The sequence below is a fragment of the Streptomyces sp. SM18 genome (assembly GCF_002910775.2).
Lineage (GTDB): Bacteria > Actinomycetota > Actinomycetes > Streptomycetales > Streptomycetaceae > Streptomyces > Streptomyces halstedii.
The window spans coordinates 6,223,720-6,245,714 of sequence record NZ_CP029342.1; the positions used below are offsets into that span (position 1 = coordinate 6,223,720).

The 21,995-nt window shown below is 72.4% G+C and carries 18 protein-coding genes; 11 read left to right on the plus strand and 7 right to left on the minus strand.

The genetic code is table 11. The features are described 5' to 3' along the window. Window positions 1-3 precede the first annotated feature (3 nt). From B9S64_RS27680 to B9S64_RS27700, 5 genes are all read left to right on the plus strand, one after another. Entirely contained in the window at window positions 4-321 is a 318-nt protein-coding gene (locus tag B9S64_RS27680; RefSeq protein ID WP_374936017.1) for a (2Fe-2S)-binding protein, read from the plus strand. Further along, window positions 302-1,849 carry an NAD(P)/FAD-dependent oxidoreductase gene (locus B9S64_RS27685; RefSeq protein ID WP_103488453.1) on the plus strand — a complete coding sequence of 516 codons (1,548 nt, stop codon included), beginning with the start codon at window positions 302-304 and terminating at the stop codon, window positions 1,847-1,849. Before B9S64_RS27680 ends, B9S64_RS27685 begins: the two co-directional genes overlap by 20 nt. A 301-nt stretch (window positions 1,850-2,150) precedes the next feature. Further along, a complete protein-coding gene (locus B9S64_RS27690) occupies window positions 2,151-3,059 on the plus strand; it encodes a dihydrodipicolinate synthase family protein (RefSeq protein ID WP_103488454.1) in 909 nt (302 codons plus the stop codon). Window positions 3,060-3,246: 187 nt separating this feature from the next. Further along, window positions 3,247-4,248 (plus strand): proline racemase family protein, encoded by a 1,002-nt coding sequence (locus B9S64_RS27695; RefSeq protein ID WP_103488455.1) that lies wholly within the window; start codon window positions 3,247-3,249, stop codon window positions 4,246-4,248. A 98-nt stretch (window positions 4,249-4,346) separates the two neighbouring features. Next, on the plus strand, window positions 4,347-5,117 hold the full coding sequence (locus B9S64_RS27700; RefSeq protein ID WP_103488456.1) for a GntR family transcriptional regulator: 771 nt from the start codon (window positions 4,347-4,349) through the stop codon (window positions 5,115-5,117). Window positions 5,118-5,444: 327 nt separating this feature from the next. Here B9S64_RS27700 and B9S64_RS27705 read toward each other — a convergent pair whose 3' ends face one another. Beyond that, window positions 5,445-6,911: an aminopeptidase P family protein gene (locus B9S64_RS27705; RefSeq protein ID WP_355967745.1), complete on the minus strand. Its 1,467-nt coding sequence runs from the start codon at window positions 6,909-6,911 to the stop codon at window positions 5,445-5,447. Window positions 6,912-7,215: 304 nt separating this feature from the next. Here B9S64_RS27705 and B9S64_RS27710 point away from each other — a divergent pair, with 304 nt between their 5' ends. Beyond that, complete coding sequence (locus tag B9S64_RS27710; RefSeq protein WP_374936016.1) at window positions 7,216-9,651, plus strand: M9 family metallopeptidase; 2,436 nt, start codon at window positions 7,216-7,218, stop codon at window positions 9,649-9,651. 109 nt (window positions 9,652-9,760) lie between these two features. On the opposite strand, the gene B9S64_RS27715 is transcribed toward B9S64_RS27710, so the two are convergent. Both B9S64_RS27715 and B9S64_RS27720 read right to left on the minus strand, forming a co-directional pair. After that, entirely contained in the window at window positions 9,761-10,150 is a 390-nt protein-coding gene (locus tag B9S64_RS27715) for a barstar family protein (RefSeq protein WP_103488457.1), read from the minus strand. 86 nt (window positions 10,151-10,236) lie between these two features. After that, a complete protein-coding gene (locus B9S64_RS27720; RefSeq protein ID WP_103488468.1) occupies window positions 10,237-10,665 on the minus strand; it encodes a ribonuclease domain-containing protein in 429 nt (142 codons plus the stop codon). Window positions 10,666-10,900: 235 nt separating this feature from the next. Here B9S64_RS27720 and B9S64_RS27725 point away from each other — a divergent pair, with 235 nt between their 5' ends. Then, window positions 10,901-11,326, plus strand: coding sequence for an ATP-binding protein (locus tag B9S64_RS27725; RefSeq protein ID WP_103488469.1), 426 nt, complete (start codon window positions 10,901-10,903; stop codon window positions 11,324-11,326). A 72-nt stretch (window positions 11,327-11,398) separates the two neighbouring features. Here the strand turns inward: B9S64_RS27725 and B9S64_RS27730 are convergent, their stop codons facing one another. Together B9S64_RS27730 and B9S64_RS27735 are read right to left on the minus strand one after the other, a co-directional pair. Beyond that, window positions 11,399-12,481 carry a DUF2637 domain-containing protein gene (locus B9S64_RS27730; RefSeq protein ID WP_028443790.1) on the minus strand — a complete coding sequence of 361 codons (1,083 nt, stop codon included), beginning with the start codon at window positions 12,479-12,481 and terminating at the stop codon, window positions 11,399-11,401. A 215-nt stretch (window positions 12,482-12,696) separates the two neighbouring features. Next, window positions 12,697-13,545: a (2Fe-2S)-binding protein gene (locus tag B9S64_RS27735; protein ID WP_103488458.1), complete on the minus strand. Its 849-nt coding sequence runs from the start codon at window positions 13,543-13,545 to the stop codon at window positions 12,697-12,699. 145 nt (window positions 13,546-13,690) lie between these two features. Here B9S64_RS27735 and B9S64_RS27740 point away from each other — a divergent pair, with 145 nt between their 5' ends. After that, the gene (locus tag B9S64_RS27740; protein ID WP_103488459.1) at window positions 13,691-14,506 is read left to right on the plus strand and encodes a GntR family transcriptional regulator; all 816 of its coding nucleotides are present in this window, start codon (window positions 13,691-13,693) and stop codon (window positions 14,504-14,506) included. 64 nt (window positions 14,507-14,570) lie between these two features. Here B9S64_RS27740 and B9S64_RS27745 read toward each other — a convergent pair whose 3' ends face one another. Next, entirely contained in the window at window positions 14,571-15,356 is a 786-nt protein-coding gene (locus tag B9S64_RS27745; RefSeq protein ID WP_103488470.1) for a hypothetical protein, read from the minus strand. Window positions 15,357-15,668: 312 nt separating this feature from the next. Beyond that, entirely contained in the window at window positions 15,669-17,627 is a 1,959-nt protein-coding gene (locus tag B9S64_RS27750) for a PucR family transcriptional regulator ligand-binding domain-containing protein (RefSeq protein ID WP_103488460.1), read from the minus strand. Between the two features lie 302 nt (window positions 17,628-17,929). On the opposite strand from B9S64_RS27750, the gene B9S64_RS27755 reads away from it, so the two are divergent. From B9S64_RS27755 to B9S64_RS27765, 3 genes are read left to right on the plus strand one after another with little or no spacing between them, the layout of a single operon-like run. Continuing rightward, window positions 17,930-18,820, plus strand: coding sequence for a xanthine dehydrogenase family protein subunit M (locus tag B9S64_RS27755; protein ID WP_103488461.1), 891 nt, complete (start codon window positions 17,930-17,932; stop codon window positions 18,818-18,820). Between the two features lie 2 nt (window positions 18,821-18,822). Beyond that, the gene (locus B9S64_RS27760) at window positions 18,823-19,419 is read left to right on the plus strand and encodes a (2Fe-2S)-binding protein (protein ID WP_103488462.1); all 597 of its coding nucleotides are present in this window, start codon (window positions 18,823-18,825) and stop codon (window positions 19,417-19,419) included. Beyond that, window positions 19,416-21,839, plus strand: a complete 2,424-nt coding sequence (locus B9S64_RS27765) for a xanthine dehydrogenase family protein molybdopterin-binding subunit (protein ID WP_103488463.1) — start codon at window positions 19,416-19,418, stop codon at window positions 21,837-21,839. The genes B9S64_RS27760 and B9S64_RS27765 overlap by 4 nt, the downstream gene beginning before the upstream one ends. Window positions 21,840-21,995: the final 156 nt, after the last annotated feature.

The following is a 21,995-nucleotide window of genomic DNA, read 5'->3' on the forward strand; positions in this document are numbered from 1 at the left end:
CGTATCCGCGCACGCAATCCCGTGGGTTCCGGCGTTTCAGCTCCCGGGGCGGGGTTCGAGTTCAGCTTCGACGGGCTGCCGGTCCGCGCCCTGCCGGGGCAGAGCATCGCGGCGGCCCTGTGGGCGGCCGGCATCCTGAGCTGGCGCACCACCCGGCTGAACGGCCGCCCACGCGGGGCGTTCTGCGGGATCGGCAGCTGCTACGACTGTCTGGCCACCGTCAACGGCGCCCCCAACAACCGGGCTTGTCTGCTGCCGGCCCGGGCGGGCGACACCGTGACCACCCAGGAAGGAAACGGCCGTGCCTGGCTCCAGGAGTGAGGCACGCGCACCGGCCGGCGGCCGGACCGCCACCGGTCTCGCCGTGGTGGGGGCGGGCCCGGCGGGACTGGCCGCGGCGGTCACCGCGGCGGACCACGGGCTCGACGTGACCGTGGTGGACGCGGCCGCCGCACCCGGCGGGCAGTACTTCCGGAGCCCGCCCGAGGAGCTCGAGGCCGTCCGGCCGGGGACGGCCCCGCACGGGCAGCGTGTGTTCGACGACCTCGTCACCCGGCTCACCGCCCACCGCGCGGCGGGCCGTGTCCGCCATGTGTCCGGGCACCATGTGTGGACGGTCGCCCGTACCCGTGACGGCTGGGCCCTGCACACGGTGACCGGTCAAGGCGGCGAGGGCGGGCCCATGGTCCTGGCCCGGCGGATACTCCTGGCGACGGGGGCATACGAGCGCCAACTGCCCTTCCCCGGCTGGACGGTGCCCGGTGTGGTGGGCGCGGCGGGGGCGCAGGCCATGCTCAAGTCCGGTCTCGTGCTGCCGGGACGCCGTGTCGTGGTGGCGGGCAGCGGACCGCTCCTGCAGGCCGTGGCCGTGTCACTCGTCCACGTCGGCGCGCGGGTTCCGGCCCTGGTGGAGGCCGCGGGCTACGGCGGGTATGCCCGCGCGCCCCGGGTACTGGCGGCCAACCCGGCCAAGTTGGCGGAGGGGATCCGTCACGGTGCGGCGCTGGCCCGCGCCGGAGTCCGTGTCATGTCACACAGCGCGGTCACCGCGGTGCACGGAGCCGACCGGGTCGAGGCGGTGACCGTGAGCCGCGTGGACCGCGACTGGCGTCCCGTGCCCGGTTCGGGGCGCACCCTGGTGTGCGACGCGCTCGCCGTGGGGCACGGACTGACACCTCAGCTCGAGCTCGCCGTCGAGATCGGCTGCGACACCACGGTCCGGGCCGACGGCTCCCCGGCGCTGCGGCTGGACGAACGGCTGCGGACCAGCGTCGGCGGAGTCTGGGCGGCGGGCGAACCGGGCGGTATCGGGGGCGTCGCACTCGCCCTGGTCGAGGGGGAGTTGGCCGCCCACGCGGTGGCTGCCGAGGTGCGGGGAGGTCCCCTGCGGGAGACGGCCGGCCGCGTCCGGTCCCTCCGCCGGGCCCGGCGCGCGCAACGGGCCTTCGCCGAGCTGATGGGCGCTGTGCACCGGCCCGGCCCCGGATGGCGGGACTGGGCCGACGACGACACCGAGGTGTGCCGCTGCGAGGAGGTCACCGCGGGCCGGATCAGGACGGCGGTCACGGAGCTCGGCGCCTCGGACGCCCGTACCGTCAAGCTCTTCACCCGGGCCGGGATGGGCTGGTGCCAGGGGCGCACCTGCGGATTCGCTGTCCATGAACTGGCCCGCTCCGACATCGACGGGGCACGGGCACCCACGCCCGACCGACGCATGCCGGCCTGCCCGGTACTCCTGTCCGCACTGGCCGGTGAGGACACCACCGCCGACCCGGAAGGGGCACCCGGGGCACCAGAGACACCCGGAACCGCCGCGCCGGGCGGGAACGGTGGGAACCGTCGTCCATGAGCCGGCGTCCATGAGCCCTCGTCCACGGGTCGTCGTCCACGGTTCGGTGTCCATGAGCCGTCGTCCGTGATCCGGCGCCCACGGGCCGACGGACATGAGCCGGCCTCCACCGACCGATGTCCATGCGTGGGATTCCCTGAGCCGGCGGGCGACCAGAAACCGGCCGCCGGCCCGGCGCCGACCGGGCACCCGACCGTGCCTCTCCCCCTGGTGGTCGCCCTCCACCACCCTGAGCCATCTGTGCCATGTCACATCCCTCTCTAGCCTCCCTCCCTTCTCTCCTACCTTTCGAGGAGTTCAGATGCAGAAGTTCGCGCACACCCGCAGCCACCCCTGGCGCGGAGTCATGGTGGCCACCCCGTTGCCTCTGCGGGACGACGACTCCATCGACTTCGACGCGTTCGCCGAGCACGTGCGGCAACTCGTCGCGGCGGGCTGCGACGGTGTGGTGCCCAACGGCTCGCTGGGGGAGTACCAGACACTGACGGACGACGAGCGGGAGCGGGTGGTCCGGGTCGCGGTGGAGGCCGCGGGGGACGGCAGCCGTGTCATGCCGGGCGTCTCCGCCTACGGCAGCGCGGAGTCACGCCGGTGGGCCGAGCGGGCCGCCGAGGCCGGAGCGGGCTCGGTCCTGCTGCTTCCGCCCAACGCCTACCGCTGTGACGAGGAGGCCGTCCGCGCCCATTACGCGGCCGTCGCCGAGGTCGGTATCCCGATCGTCGCCTACAACAACCCCTACGACACCAAGATCGACCTCTCACCCGCGCTGCTCGCCGAACTCCACCAGGCCGGTGACGTCGTGGCCGTCAAGGAGTTCAGCGGTGACGTACGCAGGGCGTACGAGATGGCTGAGACGGCCCCCGGACTCGACATCCTGGTCGGGGCCGACGACGTCCTGCTCGAACTCGCCCTCGCCGGTGCCGCCGGCTGGATCGCCGGCTGCCCCAACATCCTGCCGGCCTCCTGCGTCGAGCTGTACCGGGCCGCTGTCACCGGTGACATGGCAACGGCGCTGCCCCTGTACCGCCGACTGCACCCGCTGCTGCGCTGGGACTCGAAGACGGAGTTCGTCCAGGCCATCAAGGCGTCCATGGACGTGGCCGGACGGCGCGGCGGCCCCACACGCCCGCCCCGACTCCCGCTGTCCGCCCCGGACCACTCCGCCGTACGCGCCACGACCGAGAAACTGCTCGCGGAGGGCCTTGCCTGATCCCCCCGGGGTTCGAAGCCCGGAAGTCGGGAGCCGCCGAGCGGAGCGGTTCCGGAGTTCCGGGCGGGCACCCGCGGGTACGAGCGGGCCACGGCCGGGCGAAGGGCCGGGCCCGCGGCCGGGACAACCCCCGGCGGACGATGATTCCGACCCTTCCACGCCGTGACCGTGACCACCAGGGGGAGCCTTGCAGACCCGTCACATCTTCCACGCCGTCGACTCACACACCGCCGGTATGCCCACCCGCGTGGTCACCGGGGGCGTCGGCACCCTGCCGGGGTCCACCATGGCCGAGCGGCGGGCGTACTTCCTCGAACACCGGGACTCCGTACGCACGTTGCTGATGTACGAACCGCGCGGGCACGCCGCGATGAGCGGTGCGATCCTCCAGCCGCCCACCCGGCCCGACGCCGACTACGGCGTGCTCTTCATCGAGGTGTCCGGGTCCCTGCCCATGTGCGGGCACGGCACCATCGGGGTGGCCACCGTGCTCGTGGAGACCGGGATGGTGGAGGTCACCGAACCCGTCACCACCGTACGGCTGGACACCGCGGCCGGACTGGTGACCGCCGAGGTGCGGGTGGAGGACGGCTGTGCCGTCGCCGTGACCCTCACCAACGTGCCGTCGTTCAGCGTCGCCCTCGACCGCACCGTCGAGATCCCCGGCCACGGAACCGTGCGCTACGACCTCGCCTACGGCGGCAACTTCTACGCGATGGTGCCGCTGGCCGGGCTCGGGCTGCCCTTCGACCGGTCCCACAAGGACGACATCCTCGCCGCCGGGCTCGCCGTCATGGACGCGGTCAACGCGGCGGACCGGCCCGTCCACCCCGAGGACCCGGACATCAACGGCCTCAAACACGTCCAGCTGATCGCCCCGGGGTCCGACCACGAGCGCTCCCGGCACGCCATGGCCATCCACCCGGGCTGGTTCGACCGCTCCCCGTGCGGTACGGGTACCTCCGCGCGCATGGCGCAACTGCACGCCCGAGGACACCTGCCCCTGCACACCGACTTCGTCAACGAGTCGTTCATCGGTACCTCCTTCACGGGCCGGCTCGTGAAGGAGACGACCGTCGGGGGTCTGCCCGCGGTCGTCCCCACCGTGACCGGGCGGGCGTGGATCACCGGAACCGCCCAGTACTTCCTGGCCCCTACGGACCCCTTCCCCGAAGGGTTCCTTCTGTGAGGTGAACGCGCCCGGCGGGAACGCGCCCGGCGTCGGCGGATCTCAACGGAAACGTGACATTGTATTCTGGGGTTCCGCACGGTGCTGGAGGAACAGACATGGCCCGCCTGACGTCGCTCAACGTGATCTCGGCGCAAGAGCATCTGCGTGACCAGGTCGCGAACGCGCTCAGGGCCGCTCTGATCGCCGGTGAGCTCCGTCCGGGGCTGATCTACTCGGCCCCGGCGCTGGCCTCCGAGTTCGGTGTGTCCGCCACCCCGGTGCGCGAGGCCATGCTCGACCTGGCCCGTGAAGGGCTGGTGGAAGCCGTCCGCAACAAGGGTTTCCGGATCACCGAGTTGACCGAGCAGGACCTCGACGACTTCACCGAGCTGCGGGCCATGATCGAGGTCCCGACGGTCGGCCGTATCGCCGGCATGGGCAAGACCAGGGAGCTGGAGGCGCTCCGGCCGCTGGCCTCGGCGATCGTCGACGCCGCACGCGAACACGACATCCTCGGCTACCTGGAGGCCGACCGCCGCTTCCATCTGGAGCTGCTCGCACTGGGGGGCAACCGGCGTCTGGTCGAGGAGGTCGCCAACCTGCGGAAGCGCTCGCGGCTCTTCGGGCTCAACCGGCTTGCTGAGACAGGGCAGTTGGTCACGTCGGCCGAGGAGCACGTCCAGCTCCTCGACCTCATGGTGGCCGGTGACGCCCGGCGTGCGGAGGTCTGCATGCTGGCTCATATGTCACATGTCCGGTCCCTCTGGGCCGACGGCGATCCCACCGGGGACGCCGCCGGGCAGTCCACGGAGGGAGACGTCCTGGGAGCGGGGGAGGACGGTCCACGGGCGAGGCGCGCGTACCTGCCGCCCCAGCCGAAGGCCTGAGCGGCGGTCTGCGCCCACCGGGCCGGCCACCACCGCCCGGACCGGGCCGGGCTGCCCACAAGCGCCCGGCCTGCTGCCCAGCCGGGCCACCCGGCCACCTCACGTCACCCGCCCACCTCGCGTCACCCGCCCACCTCGCGTCACCCGGCCACCTCGGGCCACCCGGCCATGGCGGGCCACTCGCCTGACCGGGCCACCCGGCCTGACCGGCCTCCCCGAACCACTCGCCCGGGCTTCCCGGGCGTGCCCGCCCCCGCACACTCGTCCCGCCCCACGCCCCGTCCCCACGCCCCGTCCCCGCGGGCCGTGCCCGCGGGGACGGGGGACTCAGACGTCCAGCAGCGAGGCCATCCACTCCTCGACACCGTCCGCCGTCCGCGGCAACGCGGAGGACATGAGCCGGGCACCGTCCGCGGTGATCACCAGATCGTCCTCGATCCTGACGCCGATCCCGCGCAGCGCCCGGGGCAACGTCTCGTCGTCGGGCTGGAGGTAGAGCCCCGGTTCCACCGTCAGTACCTGCCCCTCCTCCAGCAGCCCGTCCGGATAGGCCTCCCTCCGTGACTCAGCGCAGTCGTGGAGGTCCATGCCGAGCATGTGCCCGCTGCCGCAGAGCGTGTACCTGCGGTAGAAACCGTTGTCCGACGCGAGCGCCTCATCGGCGGACATCCGCAGCACACCCCACGCGTGCAGCCCTTCGGCCAGCACCCGCATCGCGGCCAGATGGAAGTCGCGGAAGCGCGCGCCGGGGCGCAGAGCGGCCATACCCGCGTCCTGGGCGGCCAGCACCAGATCGTAGACGGTGCGCTGCACAGGGGTGAAGCGGCCGGACACCGGGAGCGTGCGCGTGATGTCCGCCGTGTAGAGGGAATCCATCTCCACGCCCGCGTCCAGCAACAGCAACTCCCCGTTCGCCAGGGCCGCGTCGTTACGGATCCAGTGGAGGACGCAGGCGTTCGCCCCGCCGGCCGCGATGGTGTGGTAACCGGGGCCGTTGCCTTCGAGCCGGGCGCGCAGGTTGAAGACCCCCTCCACCCATCGTTCGCCCCGGGCGTGGCCCAGCGCACGGGGCAGGGCACGCACGACGTCCTCGAACCCCGCCGTCGTCGCGTCGACCGCTCGCTGCAACTCGCCCTGTTCCCAACGGTCCTTGACGAGCCGGAGCTCGGAGAGCACGCTCGCGAGCTGAGCCGGTACCCGCCGTGCGGCAGGACTCGCCCGGCGACCGCGCAGGGCCTCGTCGACCGCCGGATCCACGCCGTCGAGGACCCGGGTGGGCGGCTGAGGACCCGTCAGCAGCTTCTCCCAGGCGTCCAGGGGCGCGCAGCGAATCCCGGTCATCCGGGCCGCCTCCTCCAGCTCCGGTCTGCGGCCCACCCAGAACTCCCCGTACCGGCGGTCGCGGTAGAACTCCTCGCCGGTACGCGGTGACCGGGGACGCAGATAGAGCACTGCCTCGTGCCGCGCGTCGCCGTCGGGTTCCAGGACCAGGACGTGGCCGGCCTGCTCCTCGCCGGTGAGGCCGGTGAGCCACGCGTACGCCGTGTGGGGCCGGAAGCGGTGATCGGTGTCGTAGGAACGGACGGCGAGGGCGCCCGCCGGGATGATCAGGCGCTCCCCGGGGAAGCGCGCGGCCACCCGGGCCCGGCGCGCGGGCGTGAGGCCGTGGCTGGGCACACGCGCGTCGGCGGGCAGCGGAGTGGGTGTCCACGCCGTGCTCATGAAGGCGTTCAGGGCGGGTGACGACGGTAGATCGTGACTGCTGGTGCGCGGCGAGGTGAAGGTACGGGACACGGGGCGGTACTCCTCATGGCTCTGTAGGGGCACGGCGGTACGAGGTCCGGTGAACGCCTCGACCGGGCCGGTGATCCCGGGGTGCGGCAAGGGCCTGACGACGACGGGAAGTTGGCGCGGCGATGAATGTACGTCCAGCGGCTTCCGAAGAACATGTGACATGTGCCATTGTACAGACGCGCCGGGACGAGGTCGTGCTCATGCCACAACGTGAGTGAAGTCAGACCTGGTCCGGTCTCTCCCCGGTGCTCACCCCCACGGCCACGCGGTGTCGCGTGGCCCCCACTCCGCTGGGAGGCGGCACGTGAAGAACCGAACGGTCCGACAGAGGCAGAGAGAGAAAAAGGGAATCCGCGGCGTAGGCGGTGTGGCCACCGTGCTCCTGGCCGCGTGCCTGGGCGCCGGAATGCTCACCGCACCGAGCCAGGCCGCCGAAGCGCGGTCCCCCCTGGCTCGTACGGCGACGGCCGAGGGCTCACACGAGGCGGCTTCGGCACGGGCGGACGACCCCGACGGACCCACGGCCCGCCCCGCGACCGCGCCGGTCCTCGACGCGGACCACGTCGGCACCGGGGCACTCGAACCCTCGCGACGAGCCCCGCTCTCCGCGTCGAAGGACGCGCTGCGCCGGGACTACGACACCCAGGACGCCGGGCGGCCCCGCCACCCCGCACCCTCCATGAAGGCCGCGACGGCCGCGACGGCCGCGAAGTCCACCACGGCGAAGTCCACCGCCGTGCGGGCCGCCACCGCTTCCGCCGCCCCGGCGTGCAAGGTCTCCGACTTCACCAGCCGCACCGGCAGCGCCCTGGTCCAGCAGATCAAGTCCTCGACCACCGACTGCGTGAACACGCTCTTCTCGGTGAAGGGCGGCGATGGCTACCAGGCCTTCCGTGAGGCGCAGATGGTCACCGTCGCCAACGCCATGCGCGACGGCTCGGCCGCCTACCCCGGCGACAGCAGCACCGGACTTCCGCAACTGGTCCTCTACCTCCGTGCCGGGTACTACGTCCAGTACTACGACCCGGCGACGGTGGGCTCCTACGGCTCCGCCCTGCGCACCGCCATCCGGGGCGGCCTCGACGCCTTCTTCGCCTCCCCGCGCTCCTCGGACGTGACCGACGCCAACGGCGAGACGCTGGCCGAGGCCGTCATCCTCATCGACAGTTCCGAGCAGAACGCCCGGTACCTGTACGTCGTCAAGCGGCTGCTGGCCGCCTACGACTCCTCGTACAACAGCTCCTGGTACATGCTCAACGCGGTGAACAACGTGTACACGGTGACATTCCGCGGTCACCAGCTCCCGGAGTTCGTCCAGGCGGTCGAGGCCGACCCCAGCCTGCTGACCTCCCTCCACGCCTTCGCCGCGGGCCATCTGGGCCTGCTGGGGACCGACCAGTCGTACCTGACGTCGAACGCCGGCCGTGAACTCGCCCGGTTCCTCCAGGAAGCCTCCCTGCGGACCAAGGTGCGCCCGCTGGTCACCGAACTGCTCGGCCGGACCGCGATGACCGGCCCCACGGCGCCGCTCTGGGTCGGCCTCGCCGAGATGGCCGACTTCTACGACAAGGGCAACTGCTCCGCCTACGGCACCTGCGACCTCGCCGAACGCCTGCGCGCCGCCGTCCTCCCGGTCTCCTACACCTGCAGCGACAGCATCCGCATCAAGGCCCAGCAGATGACCGCCGCCGAACTCGCGGCGAGCTGCACCAGCCTGCGGGAGCAGGACGCCTACTTCCACCGCATAGCCAAGGACAGCGGCCCGGTCGCCCAGGACAACAACAGCACCATCGAGGTGGTGGCGTTCGACTCCAGCACCGACTACCAGACGTACGCCGGAGCCATCTACGGCATCGACACCAACAACGGCGGCATGTACCTGGAGGGTGATCCCGCGGTCGCCGGGAACCAGCCCCGCTTCATCGCGTACGAGGCCGAGTGGGTCCGCCCGGAGTTCCAGATCTGGAACCTCAACCACGAGTACACCCACTACCTCGACGGCCGGTTCAACATGTACGGCGACTTCGACGCCGGCATCAGCACCCCCACCATCTGGTGGATCGAGGGCTTCGCGGAGTACGTGTCCTACTCCTACCGCAATGTCACATACGACGCGGCCCTGGCCGCCGCCGGAGCGCATACCTACACCCTCAGGACCCTGTTCGACACCACCTACGACAACGCCGACCAGACCCGCGTCTACAACTGGGGCTACCTGGCCGTCAGATACATGCTCCAGTCCCACCGGGCGGACGTCGACAAGCTGCTCGGCCACTACCGCACCGGTGACTGGAACGCCGCCAGGACCCTGCTCACCTCGACCATCGGCAACCGCTACGAGGCCGACTGGACGACATGGCTGACCGCCTGCTCGGCCGGTGACTGCGGCACGGTCACCACGCCGTCCGCCGACGAGTGCACGGCCGCGGACACCCGGGAGCTCGGAAAGGACTGCGGGCGCAGCGGACTCAAGGCGACCAAGGGCAACTACGCCTACCTGTACCTCTACATACCGGCGGGCACCACACGCCTCGACATCACCTCGTCGGGCGGAACGGGGGACGCCGATCTCTACTACAGCGCCAACGGCTGGGCCACCACTACGGGTTACACCAGCAAGGCGACCGGAAGCGGCAACGCGCACACCCTGAGGATCGACAACCCCAAGGCCGGAGCGCACTACATCAGTCTCCACGCGGCCGCGGGCTTCGACGGAGTGAGCGTCTCCACCTCCTACTGAGCCGCCCAGCGGTGAGCGTCACGGGCCCCCGGGGTGTGCACCGCGGGGTACGGGGATCCACCTGAGACGCCCGGCGCCGGCATCCCACCGGCGCCGGGCGCATGTCACCTCACCTCAGGAGAAGCGTCCCGGGGCCGGTCCGGTCCTCGATGATCCCGACCAACTGGTCGAAGAGGGTGGGGCCCCGGCCGGCGCGGGCCTCGGCCAGTTCCCGTCCGACACGCGCCCGGTTGGTGGGGTGCGCCCGGCCGAGAAGGCCCTCCAGTCGGCGGGCCGTCTCCTCATGGCCCAGCGCACGGGCCGACGCAGCGTGATCGCGCCACTCGATGACGTAGGAGCCGTCGGCCGGAGTGCCGAAGCCGCCGCCCAGACAGTCGGCGAAGGCGTCGAGGTTACGGCCGAAGTAGCCCCCCGGGCCGTTCACCGCCTCGCCGATCAGATCCCAGAAACGCTCCAGGCCGGTGACCTCGGAACCCTCGATCACATAGGTCACGGTCATACGGCGAGCCTACAAGAGGGCAGACGGGGGGACGGCGGTCCGCGCCGCCGGTGGGGGACGACGGCGCGGACCGGGACCAGGGTGGGCTAGCAGCTGTGGTCGACCAGATCGAAGGAGGCGTAGTGGTCCGCGGTGTAGTAGTCCTCCTGGACTTGCTCACCGGTGACGATCCGCCGGGCCCCACGGGTGTCGGAGCCCGGGGTGACCACCGTGTACTCGTGGTAGTACCCCGTCGACCGGCTCGGCAGAAGGGCCTCGCGGTTCTGGAAGACGGTGCCGTCCTGGTCGTACGGGAACGGGCCGCCCGCGTCGATGAGGTCGAGGGTGTCATGGGCCTGGGACGGCAGAGCGGAGTAGCAGACGCTGCCGACCGCGCTGATGTGGACGCCGGAGGCGGCCACCGGGGTGGTGGAAGGGGACGTGGCCGCCGTCGCGGCCACGGGGCCGGCGACGAAGACGACGGAGAGGAGGGCGGCGACGCCGCCGAGCGTGGTGATCCGTGGGGGGATGCGCATACCCACCATGATGACGCGCGTAGACACCCCCGCGTCAACGCGGCCTCGTGTGAATTTTCTGGGTACCAACCGTGGAGTGCCCGCCATCTCCCGTTCGAGCGAGGGGGGTTGCGCCCGCGCGTGTTCATCAGTTGGCAGCACGACACGCGTGACCGTCCTCCTGTGGGGCATGCATCCCGTGAAGTCGTTCGAGAACTGACGGAGTCACCGACCCAGGACGGGAGTGTGCACCGACATGCGAGCGGGGGACATGACGCAGCGACAGGAAGCCGGACCGGTGCTGTTGCACCGAAGACTCGGGCACAGCGATCTGCCGGCGGTGGGCGAAGCGCGGGGCGCCCTGCGGGAGTTCCTCCGCCACCGTTCGGAGCCGGGGGAGGTCGACACCGCCGAACTCCTGCTCAGCGAGCTGGTGACGAACGCGCTGATCCACACCCGCAACGGCGCGGCGATCACCGTGGCCTCGGCACCCGGTCGATTACGCGTGGAGGTCCGCGACTTCGTGACGGGACAGCAGCCCGCACCGTACGTACCGAACGCCGACGACGGTACGCACGGCCGGGGGCTGCTCCTCGTACAGAGCCTGGCGGACTCCTGGGGAGTCACGAAGCAGGCACTGGGCAAGGTGGTGTGGTTCGAGCTGAGGGGCGCGAAGCCCTGACGGGGCAGGGGAACACCTGACCGGCCAGGGGCCTGACGGGGCGTGAGATGGGCCCTGACGAGGCACGGGGTCTCAGCCGAACTGCTCCTCCAGATCCTTGAGCTTCTGTTCCAGCGAGTCGAGCCGGGGAAGCGTCTGGGTGTCGTCCTCCGCGGTCAGATCGACGGTCACGGGGTCACCGCTCGGGGTCTGCGCCGAAGTACTCCTGGAGTTCGAGCCGTTCACGGCTTGCAGGGATGGCCGGGGGCGCAGGGGCAGCTGTCCCGGCTCTGTTATGGCAGGCTCCGAGACGGCCGGCGGGCCGCCCCCCGCGGGCGCGAGGGCCTGGACGTCCACCTGGTGGCCGCCGCGCCCGCTGCGGCCCCAGGCCCGGTTCTGCCGGTTGAGGGCCTTGATGCGGGCCCGGTCCAGCTTCGCCCGGTCCCTTCTGCGGTGCCGGTCCTGCTCCCTCTCCCGGCGGTCCTCGCGTACCTCGTCGACCGCCTCGTCCAGGGTGCGCACCCCTTCCAGGAGCATCAGCGACCAGGCGCCGAAGGTCTCCCGAGGGGCACGCAGCCACCGTACGATCCGGATCTGGGGCAGCGGCCGGGGCACGAGGCCCTGTTCACGCAGGGCCGCCCGGCGGGTCTGCTTCAGCGCGCGGTCGAAGAGCACCGCCGCCGAGAGCGACATGCCCGCGAAGAAGTGCGGCGCGCCCGCGTGGGTCATGCCGCGCGGGGCGTGCACCCAGTTGAACCAGGCGGCGGCACCGGCGAACGTCCAGACCAGCAGCCGGGATCCCAGCGCCGCGTCACCGTGGCTGGCCTCGCGCACCGCGAGGACCGAGCAGAACATGGCGGCCCCGTCGAGCCCGAACGGTACGAGGTACTCCCAGCCTCCGGAGAGGCTGAGGTTTTGCCGGCCGAAGCCGACGAGCCCGTGGAAGGAGAGGGCGGCGGCCACCGCGGCGCAGCAGAACAGCAGGACGTAGGAGGCGGTGGCGTACAGCGCCTCTTTGCGCCTGCGGCGCTCCTCGCTGCGTTCCCAGCTGTCGTCGGCCGCGGCTTTCTCAGCGGCGCGCTTGCCGCGCGCGACCACCGTCACCGCCGCCATGACCCCCACGAGCAGTACGGCGCCCGGAAGCAGCCAGTCAAGCGATATGTCGGTCAGTCTCATGCGCGGTCCCTTGCGTCACGTAGGGCGTTTCCGGCGCCATCGTGACGGAAAGACCAACCCCTTCAGGGGCTTTCGGGACAAGTGAACGCCATCGTGGAGAAGGGCGTCACCGATGGGCGGAATCTTCCCGAACACCCGATGGAATCGATGAGTTGTGTTCGAGTGGGAGTCGCCCGGACGAGCGGCATGATTCCGGAAGAGCCGTGCGGCGCGCTTCAGGACGCGGGCGTCAGCTTCCGGACACGCTCGTCGTCGCAGGTGCGCGGGCAGGTCACACACGTGTCCTCGGGCCGCAGGGTGTAGAACAGGCAGCAGCTCGCCCGGTCCCGGGTGGGCAGCGACTCGCCGTTCGGGCCGGTCAGCTCACGGAAGCCCGCCGTGCCCACGTACGGCTTGGTGGTGCCGGGCAGCAGCAGCTCCAGCTCGCTCATCGCGCGGCTCTCCTCGCCGAGCAGATGGGCGATGTACCAGAGGCCTTCGACGATCTCGTCCGTCGCCATGCCCCACAGCGCCCGCTTGCCACGGCGCATGCGCGGCCGGAAGCCGTCGAGCACCGGCTCGATGTGCTCCGCCACGGCGGCGAGGACCTCGGCCCGCAGCGCCGCCTCGTCGGCGACGACCCGGGCGCCGGGCAGCCCCGCCGCGGGGTCGTCGGGAAGACAGGCGAACGTGGGTACCCGTACCGCCAGATGGCCCAGTCCCCGGTGGAAGGAGACGTGCTCCACCGGAACGCGCGGCACCCGGCGGTGCAGGAACCACGGGACCGTCACCAGCAGACAGGCCGGCCAGGCGTAGCGGTGCAGTCCGAAGCTGGCCACCACGTCCGGGCGGGCCCGCATGCCGTAGTCCCGGAGCACCTGCGCGTCGTCGTAGGCCAGGAAGGTGTCCAGGGCCGCGCCGCCGGTGGCGAGGTCGGCCACGCGGACCCAGCCGTCACCGGCCGGGGCCGACGCGTCGTCGGCGAGCACCTCGGCGCGCAGCCCGGCGAACACCTCGGTCAGGCGCGCGTAGGCGGGCGCGACGGGGGACGGGGCGGAGGTCGCGAGGAGAGCGGGGACGGCCATGCGGGGACCACCGAATCACGATCATTTACAGGTAAGCCTTACCTTACCCGACTCGATCGGTATGTGAACTGAGGTCTGCTCCGCCTATCGTGCACAGGGGGCCGGAGACACGCGAGCCGGGCCCACCAGTGCGAGGAGGATTCCGGTGGACCAGGGCAGTGCGCGCGAGGAGGTGCGGCCGCCGACGCCGTACGTGTCCGTGGGGACCCCGCCCCACGCGCCGTCGGCCGCCCGTCCCCCGGGGGGCGCGGCCGGGGCGGCTCAGGCGACGGTGACCGCCCGGGTGCCCGAACAGGCGCGCGGGGAGCACACCCACGGCGAGCCGGCCGCGCCCCGGCCGGTCCAGCGGCACTCGGTGCGCGGCCAGATCCTGGACGCCCTGCGCGCGGCTCTGGTCGGTGGCGAGCTGACCCCTGGTGAGGTCTACTCCGCACCGGCGCTCGGCGCCCGCTTCGGGGTCTCCGCCACACCGGTGCGCGAGGCGATGCAGCAGCTCGCGCTCGAAGGCGCCGTGGAGGTCGTACCGAACCGGGGCTTCCGGATCAGCGAACGCGGCCCGCGCCAGCTCGCCGAACTCGCCGAGGTGCGCGCGCTGATCGAGGTCCCCGTGATGCTGCGGCTCGCCCGCACCGTGCCGGCCGCGCACTGGTGCCGGCTGCGCCCGCTGGCCGAGGCCACCGTCGTGGCGGCCGCGACCGGGGACCCGGCCGCCTACGCGGAACGTGACCGGGCCTTCCACCGTGCGGTGCTCGCCCTCTCCGGCAACGACCAGCTGGTGGCCGTCGCCGACGACCTCCACCGCCGCTCCCAGTGGCCCCTGGGCGGCGGCCACGGGAGCCGCCGGGCGGATCTGCTGGCCGACGCCCGCGAGCACACGGCGCTCCTGGACGCGCTCGCCGCCCGCGATCTGACCGCGGCGCAGTCCCTGGTGCGCGGGCACTTCGACGGCGCGGAGACCTGACCGGCCGGGCCGTGGCGGACCGCCGCCCGGTGCGCGACGAGCCCCCGGTACGACGGTCCCTCGGTCAGTTGGCCTCCACCGTCTCCGGGTCCGGCGGCTCCAGACGCGAGGCCAGCCACGTCGGTACCCCGCCCAGCAGCCGGAACAGCCGGCCCGCCTCCGCGCGCAGCCGGGCCGCCTCGGGCCCGGTCTCCGCGTCGGCGAGCGAGATCAGGGCCGGGGCGGTCCCCACCAGGTAGCCCAGCTCCTCCCTTATCCGCAGCGACTCCGCGAAGCCGTGCCGCGCCTCGGCGAGTTCACCCTCGCGCAGGGCGAGCGACGCCAGGTGCCGCCAGGTGAACGAGAGCAGGAGCGCGTCTCCGCGGGCCGTGGCGCCGGCGTGCGCCCTGCGGTAGGCGGCCCGCGCCGACTGCGGTGACTCCGCGATGTTCTGGGCGATCAGCCCGCGGCGGAAGTCCAGCAGGGGGCGGCCCGGCGCGGCCGGTGGGAGCAGGGCCGCCGCCCTGCTCAGCGCCACGCTCGCCTCGTCGGCCCGGTCGCGTGCCCCCAGCTGGGTCGAGGCGTAGGCGAGGTAGCCCCGCTCACAGGCGGCCGCGCCGCGCTCGATGTCGTCCTGGGCGAGCGCCTCCGCCGTGCGCAGCGCGTCCTCGGCGTCCGTCCAGCCGGTCCCGGTGTACAGGCACCGCTCGGTCAGCAGCGAGGTCCGCTGGAGGGCGGCCGCGGGATCGGTGGACGCGTGGGGTTCGAGGAGCGCGGCCGCGTCGGTCCAGCAGGCCCGTGAGCGCAGCCGCCACACCGCTGTCTGGAGCGGCGGATCGTCATCATCGGCTGTCGTTCCGGAACCAGACATGGCGGGATGCGCCACATTGCCCTCCCCGAGCGCGCCATCGAGCTGTGGAGGTCGGCCGGCGCGGGGACGTGGCGGCCGCCGGGTCCGGCGGGCGCATCCGCGGTGCGGGGGAGACCGTAAGGGGCCCGGTCCTCCGCCGTGCGGCTGCACACGCCAGGCCCCGCGTCTTCTCCCGTCCTCCGCTGCCGGTCGGCCTGAGTCTGCGCGCATCTCAGCACGGAATGGCACGCCGGGCCAAGGGGTCGGAACAATGTCAGGTGAAAGATTTCACAATCGGCCTGGACCCGGCGTGGCCGTGATAGGGCCGTGCGATCAGCTCATACGCAGGGCGAGGAAGAAATCGAGCTTGTCCTCCAGCCGGGAAAGATCGCGTCCCGTCAACTGCTCGATTCGTCCGACGCGGTAGCGCAGTGTGTTGACGTGCAGGTGCAACCGGCTCGCGCAGCGGGTCCAGGAGCCGTCGCAGTCGAGGAACGCCTCCAGGGTCTCGATCAGTTCCGCGCGGTGGCGCCGGTCGTAGTCGCGGAGCGGGTCCAGGAGCCGGGCCGTGAAGGCGCGGCGCACGTCGTCCGGTACGAACGGCAGCAGCAGGACGTGGGAGGCCAGCTCGTGGTGGCCGGCGGCGCAGACCCGCCCGGGGCGTGCCGCCGCGACCCGGCGGGCGTGCCGCGCCTCCTCCAGGGCGCCGCGCAGCCCTTCCGCCGAGTGCACGGCGGCGCTGACACCCAGTGTCAGACGGCCGTCGTCCGCCAGTCCGGCGGACAGCGGTTCGCGGACGGCGGAGAGAAGGGCGTCGGCGTGCAGCGCGGAGTCCCGCGCACCCGGGACCCCGGGCCCGGAAGCGGAACCCGGTACAGAACCGGAACTGGACGTGGACCCGGACGCGGGGCCGGAGACGGTCCCGGCCCTGCTGCCGGATCCGGAGGCGGCCTTCGGGCCGGCTCCGGCGCCGGACGGCCCGCCCTGTGGTGCCACCGCGGCCGGCCCGGTCGCCGACGCCTCCCGGGACGCCGCTCCGGCGGGTCTCCCGGAACCAGGACCATGACCGGAAACGGAACCGGACCCCGGCCCCGCGACGGCACCCGGACCCGCACCGGCCCCCGCCCCCGAAGAGGGCAGCGGGACGAGCGCGACCGCCTCGCCTCCCGTGTGCGCGACGGCGATACGGTCCGCGGAGTCCGGCCCCGTCACCAGCGGGTCGACCAGGATCTCCTCCAGCAGCGCCTGGGCCGCCCGGCCGCTCGCCGGCTCCGCCCCGGACCCCGCGCCCTCGGACGCCCATTCGACCCGCGCCACGACGACCTGCCAGTGCGGAGCCGTACCGAGCCCCGGCAGCAGGACCGGGGCGGCCACCCGCAGCCGGGCCGATATCTCGGCCGGGGCGGCGCCCGTCTGGACCAGTTCCAGGATCTCCTGGGCGAGTCTGCGGCGTACCGTGCGGGCGGCGTCGCGGCGGTCGCGTTCCACCGCGATCAGCTGGGTGACGCCCTGGAGCAGGTCGAGCCGGGCCGGTGGCCACTCGCCCGCGTCGGCCTCCACGGCCAGCAGCCAGTCGGAGAGCACCGACGCGCGGGCGCCCCGGGACGCCCCGGCCTCCGTGTCCCGTCCACCGGAGATCGGGAACAGCGAGTACGTCCTGCCGTCCGCCTCCGCCCGGTGCGGGCCGCGCCGTCCGGTACGGGTCGCCGCGAGGTGCTTCCCGGCCAGCGCCGCGCCCACCGGGGCGGACAGCGGTTCGCCCGCCCCGGCGATCTGCCGGCCCGTGGGGGACAGCACCCAGGCCCGCAGGTCCAGGTCGGAGGTGAGCAGGTCCAGGACCACCTCGGGGCCGCCGCCCGCCGGGCCCGACGTCATCAGCCGGCGGTGCCGGTCCACGACCGCGGCGAGGTCACCGGCCCGCTCGCCGGAGACCTGGCGCACCACATGCTCGGTGATCGTGGCGAACGCCACCTTCTCGTGCACGGCGAACAGGGGCAGCCGGTGGCGCACGCAGGCCTCGACGAGGTCGCCGGGCACGGCGCCCAGCTCCGCCTCACCCGCCGCCAGGCCCGCCACCCCGGCACCCGCCAGGATCCGTACGAAGGGCTCGGAGTCCTCGGCGTCCCGGCGCCAGGCCAGGCCCGTGAGCACCAGCTCGCCCCCGGAGAGGTAGCGGCTGGGGTCGCGCAGGTCGGTCGTCATGACGCCCCGGACCGCGCGGTCCAGCTCGGCCTCGCCGCCGAGCAGGCTCAGGCCCAGCGCGTCGGTGTCCAGCAGTGCGCGCAGCCGCATCGTCGATAGCCGCCGTTCTTCTTCGAAGGGGGAAGGGGTGCAGGGGAACAGGGGGAGGGGAGAACAGGGGGCGGGGACACCGGCCGTTCCCTGTGAATTGCCGTGAGGTTGCCGATACCCGCCATTCGTTCGAATCTACAAGACACGGACACGGGCCAGCCAATTGCTTCATGGTTTCGGTGACTGCACCGGGCCGGGCACGGCTTGTGTACTGGGTCACACACCGCGTCACACCACGGAACGAACCACAGGGCCGGCCGTCCCCGCCCCGTCGTACGACCCGATCGAGAAGAAGAGAGCCCATGGACTTCCTTCGCCCCGCCAGCTGGGAGGAGGCGCTCGCCGCGAAGGCCGCGCACCCGACCGCTGTGCCCATCGCGGGTGGCACCGACGTGATGGTCGAGATCAACTTCGACCACCGGCGGCCCGAGTACCTGCTGGACCTGAACCGCGTCGGCGAACTGGCTACCTGGGAGGTGGGCCAGGACACCGTACGCCTGGGGGCCTCCGTACCGTACAGCGCGATCATGGAGCACCTGCGCACGGAGCTGCCCGGACTGGCGCTCGCCTCGCACACCGTCGCCTCGCCGCAGATCCGCAACCGCGGCGGTGTCGGCGGCAACCTGGGCACCGCCTCGCCCGCCGGGGACGCCCACCCGGCGCTGCTCGCGGCCGGTGCCGAGGTGGAGGCCGCCTCCGTGCGCGGCACCCGGATGATCCCCGTCGACGCCTTCTACACCGGCGTCAAGCGCAACGCCCTCGCCCCGGACGAGCTGATCCGGGCCGTCCACGTCAAGAAGGCCGACGGGCCGCAGCAGTACTCCAAGGTCGGCACCCGCAACGCGATGGTCATCGCCGTGTGCGCCTTCGGGATCGCCCTGCACCCCGGGACCCGCACCGTGCGCACCGGCATCGGCTCCGCGGCCCCCACGCCGGTCCGGGCCAAGGAGGCCGAGGAGTTCCTGAACGCCGCGCTGGAGGAGGGCGGGTTCTGGGAGAACGGCCGGATCATCACCCCGTCGGTGGCCAAGCGGTTCGCCCAGCTGGTCGCCGGGGCCTGCAACCCCATCGACGACGTACGGGGCACCGCCGCCTACCGCAGGCACGCCGTCGGCATCATGGCCCGCCGCACGCTGGGCTGGACCTGGGAGCAGTACCGCGGCACGCGCCGCCCCCTTGAAGGAGCTGCCTGATCATGCGCGTCACCATCACGGTCAACGGCCGCCCGCAGGAGGCCGACGACGTCTGGGAGGGCGAGTCCCTCCTCTACGTCCTGCGCGAACGGATGGGCCTGCCGGGCTCCAAGAACGCCTGTGAACAGGGCGAATGCGGTTCCTGTACGGTCCGCCTGGACGGGGTGCCGGTCTGCTCCTGCCTGGTCGCCGCCGGCCAGGCCGAGGGCCGCGAGGTCGTCACCGTCGAGGGCCTCGCCGACTACGCCCGGCACCGCGAGGACGCCCACCCCGGCACCGGCTGCGCCGCCGGGACCTGTGGTACCTCGCTCGACGCCGCCCAGCGGTGGCAGGCCAGGCCCAGCGACGCGCGGAGCGCCGATTCGGCCGAACTCTCCCCGATCCAGCAGGCGTTCATCGACGCGGGCGCCGTGCAGTGCGGTTTCTGCACCCCCGGCCTGCTGGTCGCCGCCGACGAACTGCTGGAGAGCCGCCCCTCACCGTCCGACCAGGACATCCGCGAGGCGCTCTCCGGCAACCTGTGCCGCTGCACCGGCTACGAGAAGATCCTCGACGCGGTCCGTCTCGCGGCCGCCCGTCAGGAAGAGGCGGTCCGATGAGCACGGCACCCCAGCCGCGCACCGGATCCGTCCCGGCCGGCACCCCCACCAAGATCACCCAGGGCTCGCAGACCCGGGGCGGCATCGGTGAGTCCACCCTGCGCCCCGACGGCACCCTCAAGGTCACCGGGGAGTTCGCGTACTCCTCGGACATGTGGCACGAGGACATGCTGTGGGGCCACACGCTCCGCTCCACCGTCGCGCACGCCGAGATCGTCTCCATCGACATCGGGGAGGCGCTGGCCACCCCCGGCGTGTACGCCGTCCTGACCTACGACGACCTGCCCGCGGAGATGAAGAACTACGGGCTGGAGATCCAGGACACCCCGGTCCTCGCCCACGGCAAGGTCCGCCACCACGGCGAACCGGTGGCGCTCGTCGCCGCCGACCACCCCGAGACCGCCCGCCGCGCCGCCGCCAAGATCGTCATCGAGTACGCCGAGCTGCCGCTGATCACCGACGAGGCCTCGGCCACCGCCCCCGACGCGGTCCTGGTCCACGAGGGCCGCACCGACCACCACATCGGGCACGTCCCGCACCCCAACATCGTCCACCGCCAGCCCGTCGTCCGGGGCGACGCCGACGCGGCCGCCGCGCGCGCCGACGTGATCGTCACCGGCGACTACGTCTTCGGCATGCAGGACCAGGCCTTCCTCGGCCCCGAGTCGGGTCTGGCCGTACCGTCCGAGGACGGCGGGATCGAGCTGTACGTCGCCACCCAGTGGCTCCACTCCGACCTCCGGCAGATCGCCCCCGTCCTGGGGCTGCCCGAGGAGAAGGTCCGTATGACGCTCTCCGGTGTCGGCGGTGCCTTCGGTGGCCGCGAGGACCTGTCGATGCAGATCCACGCCTGCCTGCTGGCGCTGCGCACCGGCAAGCCGGTCAAGATGGTCTACAACCGCTTCGAGTCCTTCTTCGGCCACGTCCACCGCCACCCGGCCAGGCTCCACTACGAGCACGGCGCCACCAGGGACGGCAGGCTCACCCACATGAAGTGCCGGATCGTGCTGGACGGCGGCGCCTACGCCTCCGCCTCCCCGGCCGTCGTCGGCAACGCCTCCTCGCTCGCGGTGGGACCGTACGTGGTCGAGGACGTGGACATCGAGGCCATCGCCCTCTACTCCAACAACCCGCCCTGCGGCGCCATGCGCGGTTTCGGCGCGGTCCAGGCGTGCTTCGCCTACGAGGCGCAGATGGACAAGCTCGCCGCCGCCCTGGACATGGACCCGGTCGAACTGCGGCAGCTCAACGCCATGGAACAGGGCACCCTGCTCCCCACCGGGCAGCGCGTCGACTCGCCGGCGCCCGTCGCCGAACTCCTGCGCCGCGTCAAGGCCCGGCCGTTGCCGCCCGAGCGGCAGTGGCTCTCGGCCGACGCGGAGGGCAGCTCCGTGGACGTACGCGCGCTGCCCGGGGGCCTGTCCAACACCACGCACGGCGAAGGTGTGGTGCGGGGGGTCGGGTACGCCGTCGGGCTGAAGAACGTCGGCTTCTCCGAGGGCTTCGACGACTACTCCACCGCCCGGGTGCGCATGGAGGTGATCAACGGCGAACCCGTCGCCACCGTGCACACCGCGATGGCGGAGGTCGGGCAGGGCGGCGTCACCGTCCACGCCCAGATCGCCCGTACCGAACTGGGCGTCAGCCAGGTCACCATCCACCCGGCGGACACCCAGGTCGGCTCGGCCGGATCCACCTCGGCCTCCCGGCAGACCTACGTCACCGGCGGCGCCGTGAAGCACTCCTGCGAGGCCGTCCGCGAGAAGGTCCTGGAGATCGGCCGCCGCAAGCTCGGCACCTACCACCCGGCCTGGGCGACCGCCGAACTCCTCCTGGAGGACGGCAAGGTCGTCACCGACGGCGGCGAGGTCCTCGCCTCCCTCGCCGAGGTGCTGGAGGACGAGGCGGTGGACATCGAGCTCGAGTGGCGCCACCGGCCCACCGAACCCTTCGACCTGCGCACCGGACAGGGCAACGGCCACGTCCAGTACTCCTTCGCCGCGCACCGCGCGGTGGTCGAGGTGGACACCGAACTCGGCCTGGTCAAGGTCATCGAGCTGGCGTGCGCCCAGGACGTCGGCAAGGCGCTCAACCCGCTCTCCGTCCAGGGCCAGATCCAGGGCGGTACCACCCAGGGACTCGGGGTCGCCGTCATGGAGGAGATCATCGTCGACCCGAAGACCGCCAAGGTGCGCAACCCCTCCTTCACGGACTACCTGATCCCCACCATCCTCGACACGCCGACCATCCCGGTCGACGTGCTCGAACTCGCCGACGACCACGCCCCGTACGGGTTGCGCGGCATCGGCGAGGCCCCCACCCTGTCGTCCACCCCGGCCGTCCTCGCGGCGATCCGGAACGCGACCGGACTGGAGCTCGACCGGACGCCGGTGCGCCCCGAGCACATCGCCGGCGCCTGAACTCCCGGGCGGTACACGCGTACCGCCCGGGGCACCAGCCCCCACCTGCAAGAAGAGTTCGCCTCGGGCCGTCCCCCGGGTCGTGCGCCTCGCAGTCATCCCAAATCCCGCAATCACGCAGCTCCACGCGGGTGCCCCTGTGAACCTTGGGAGTAA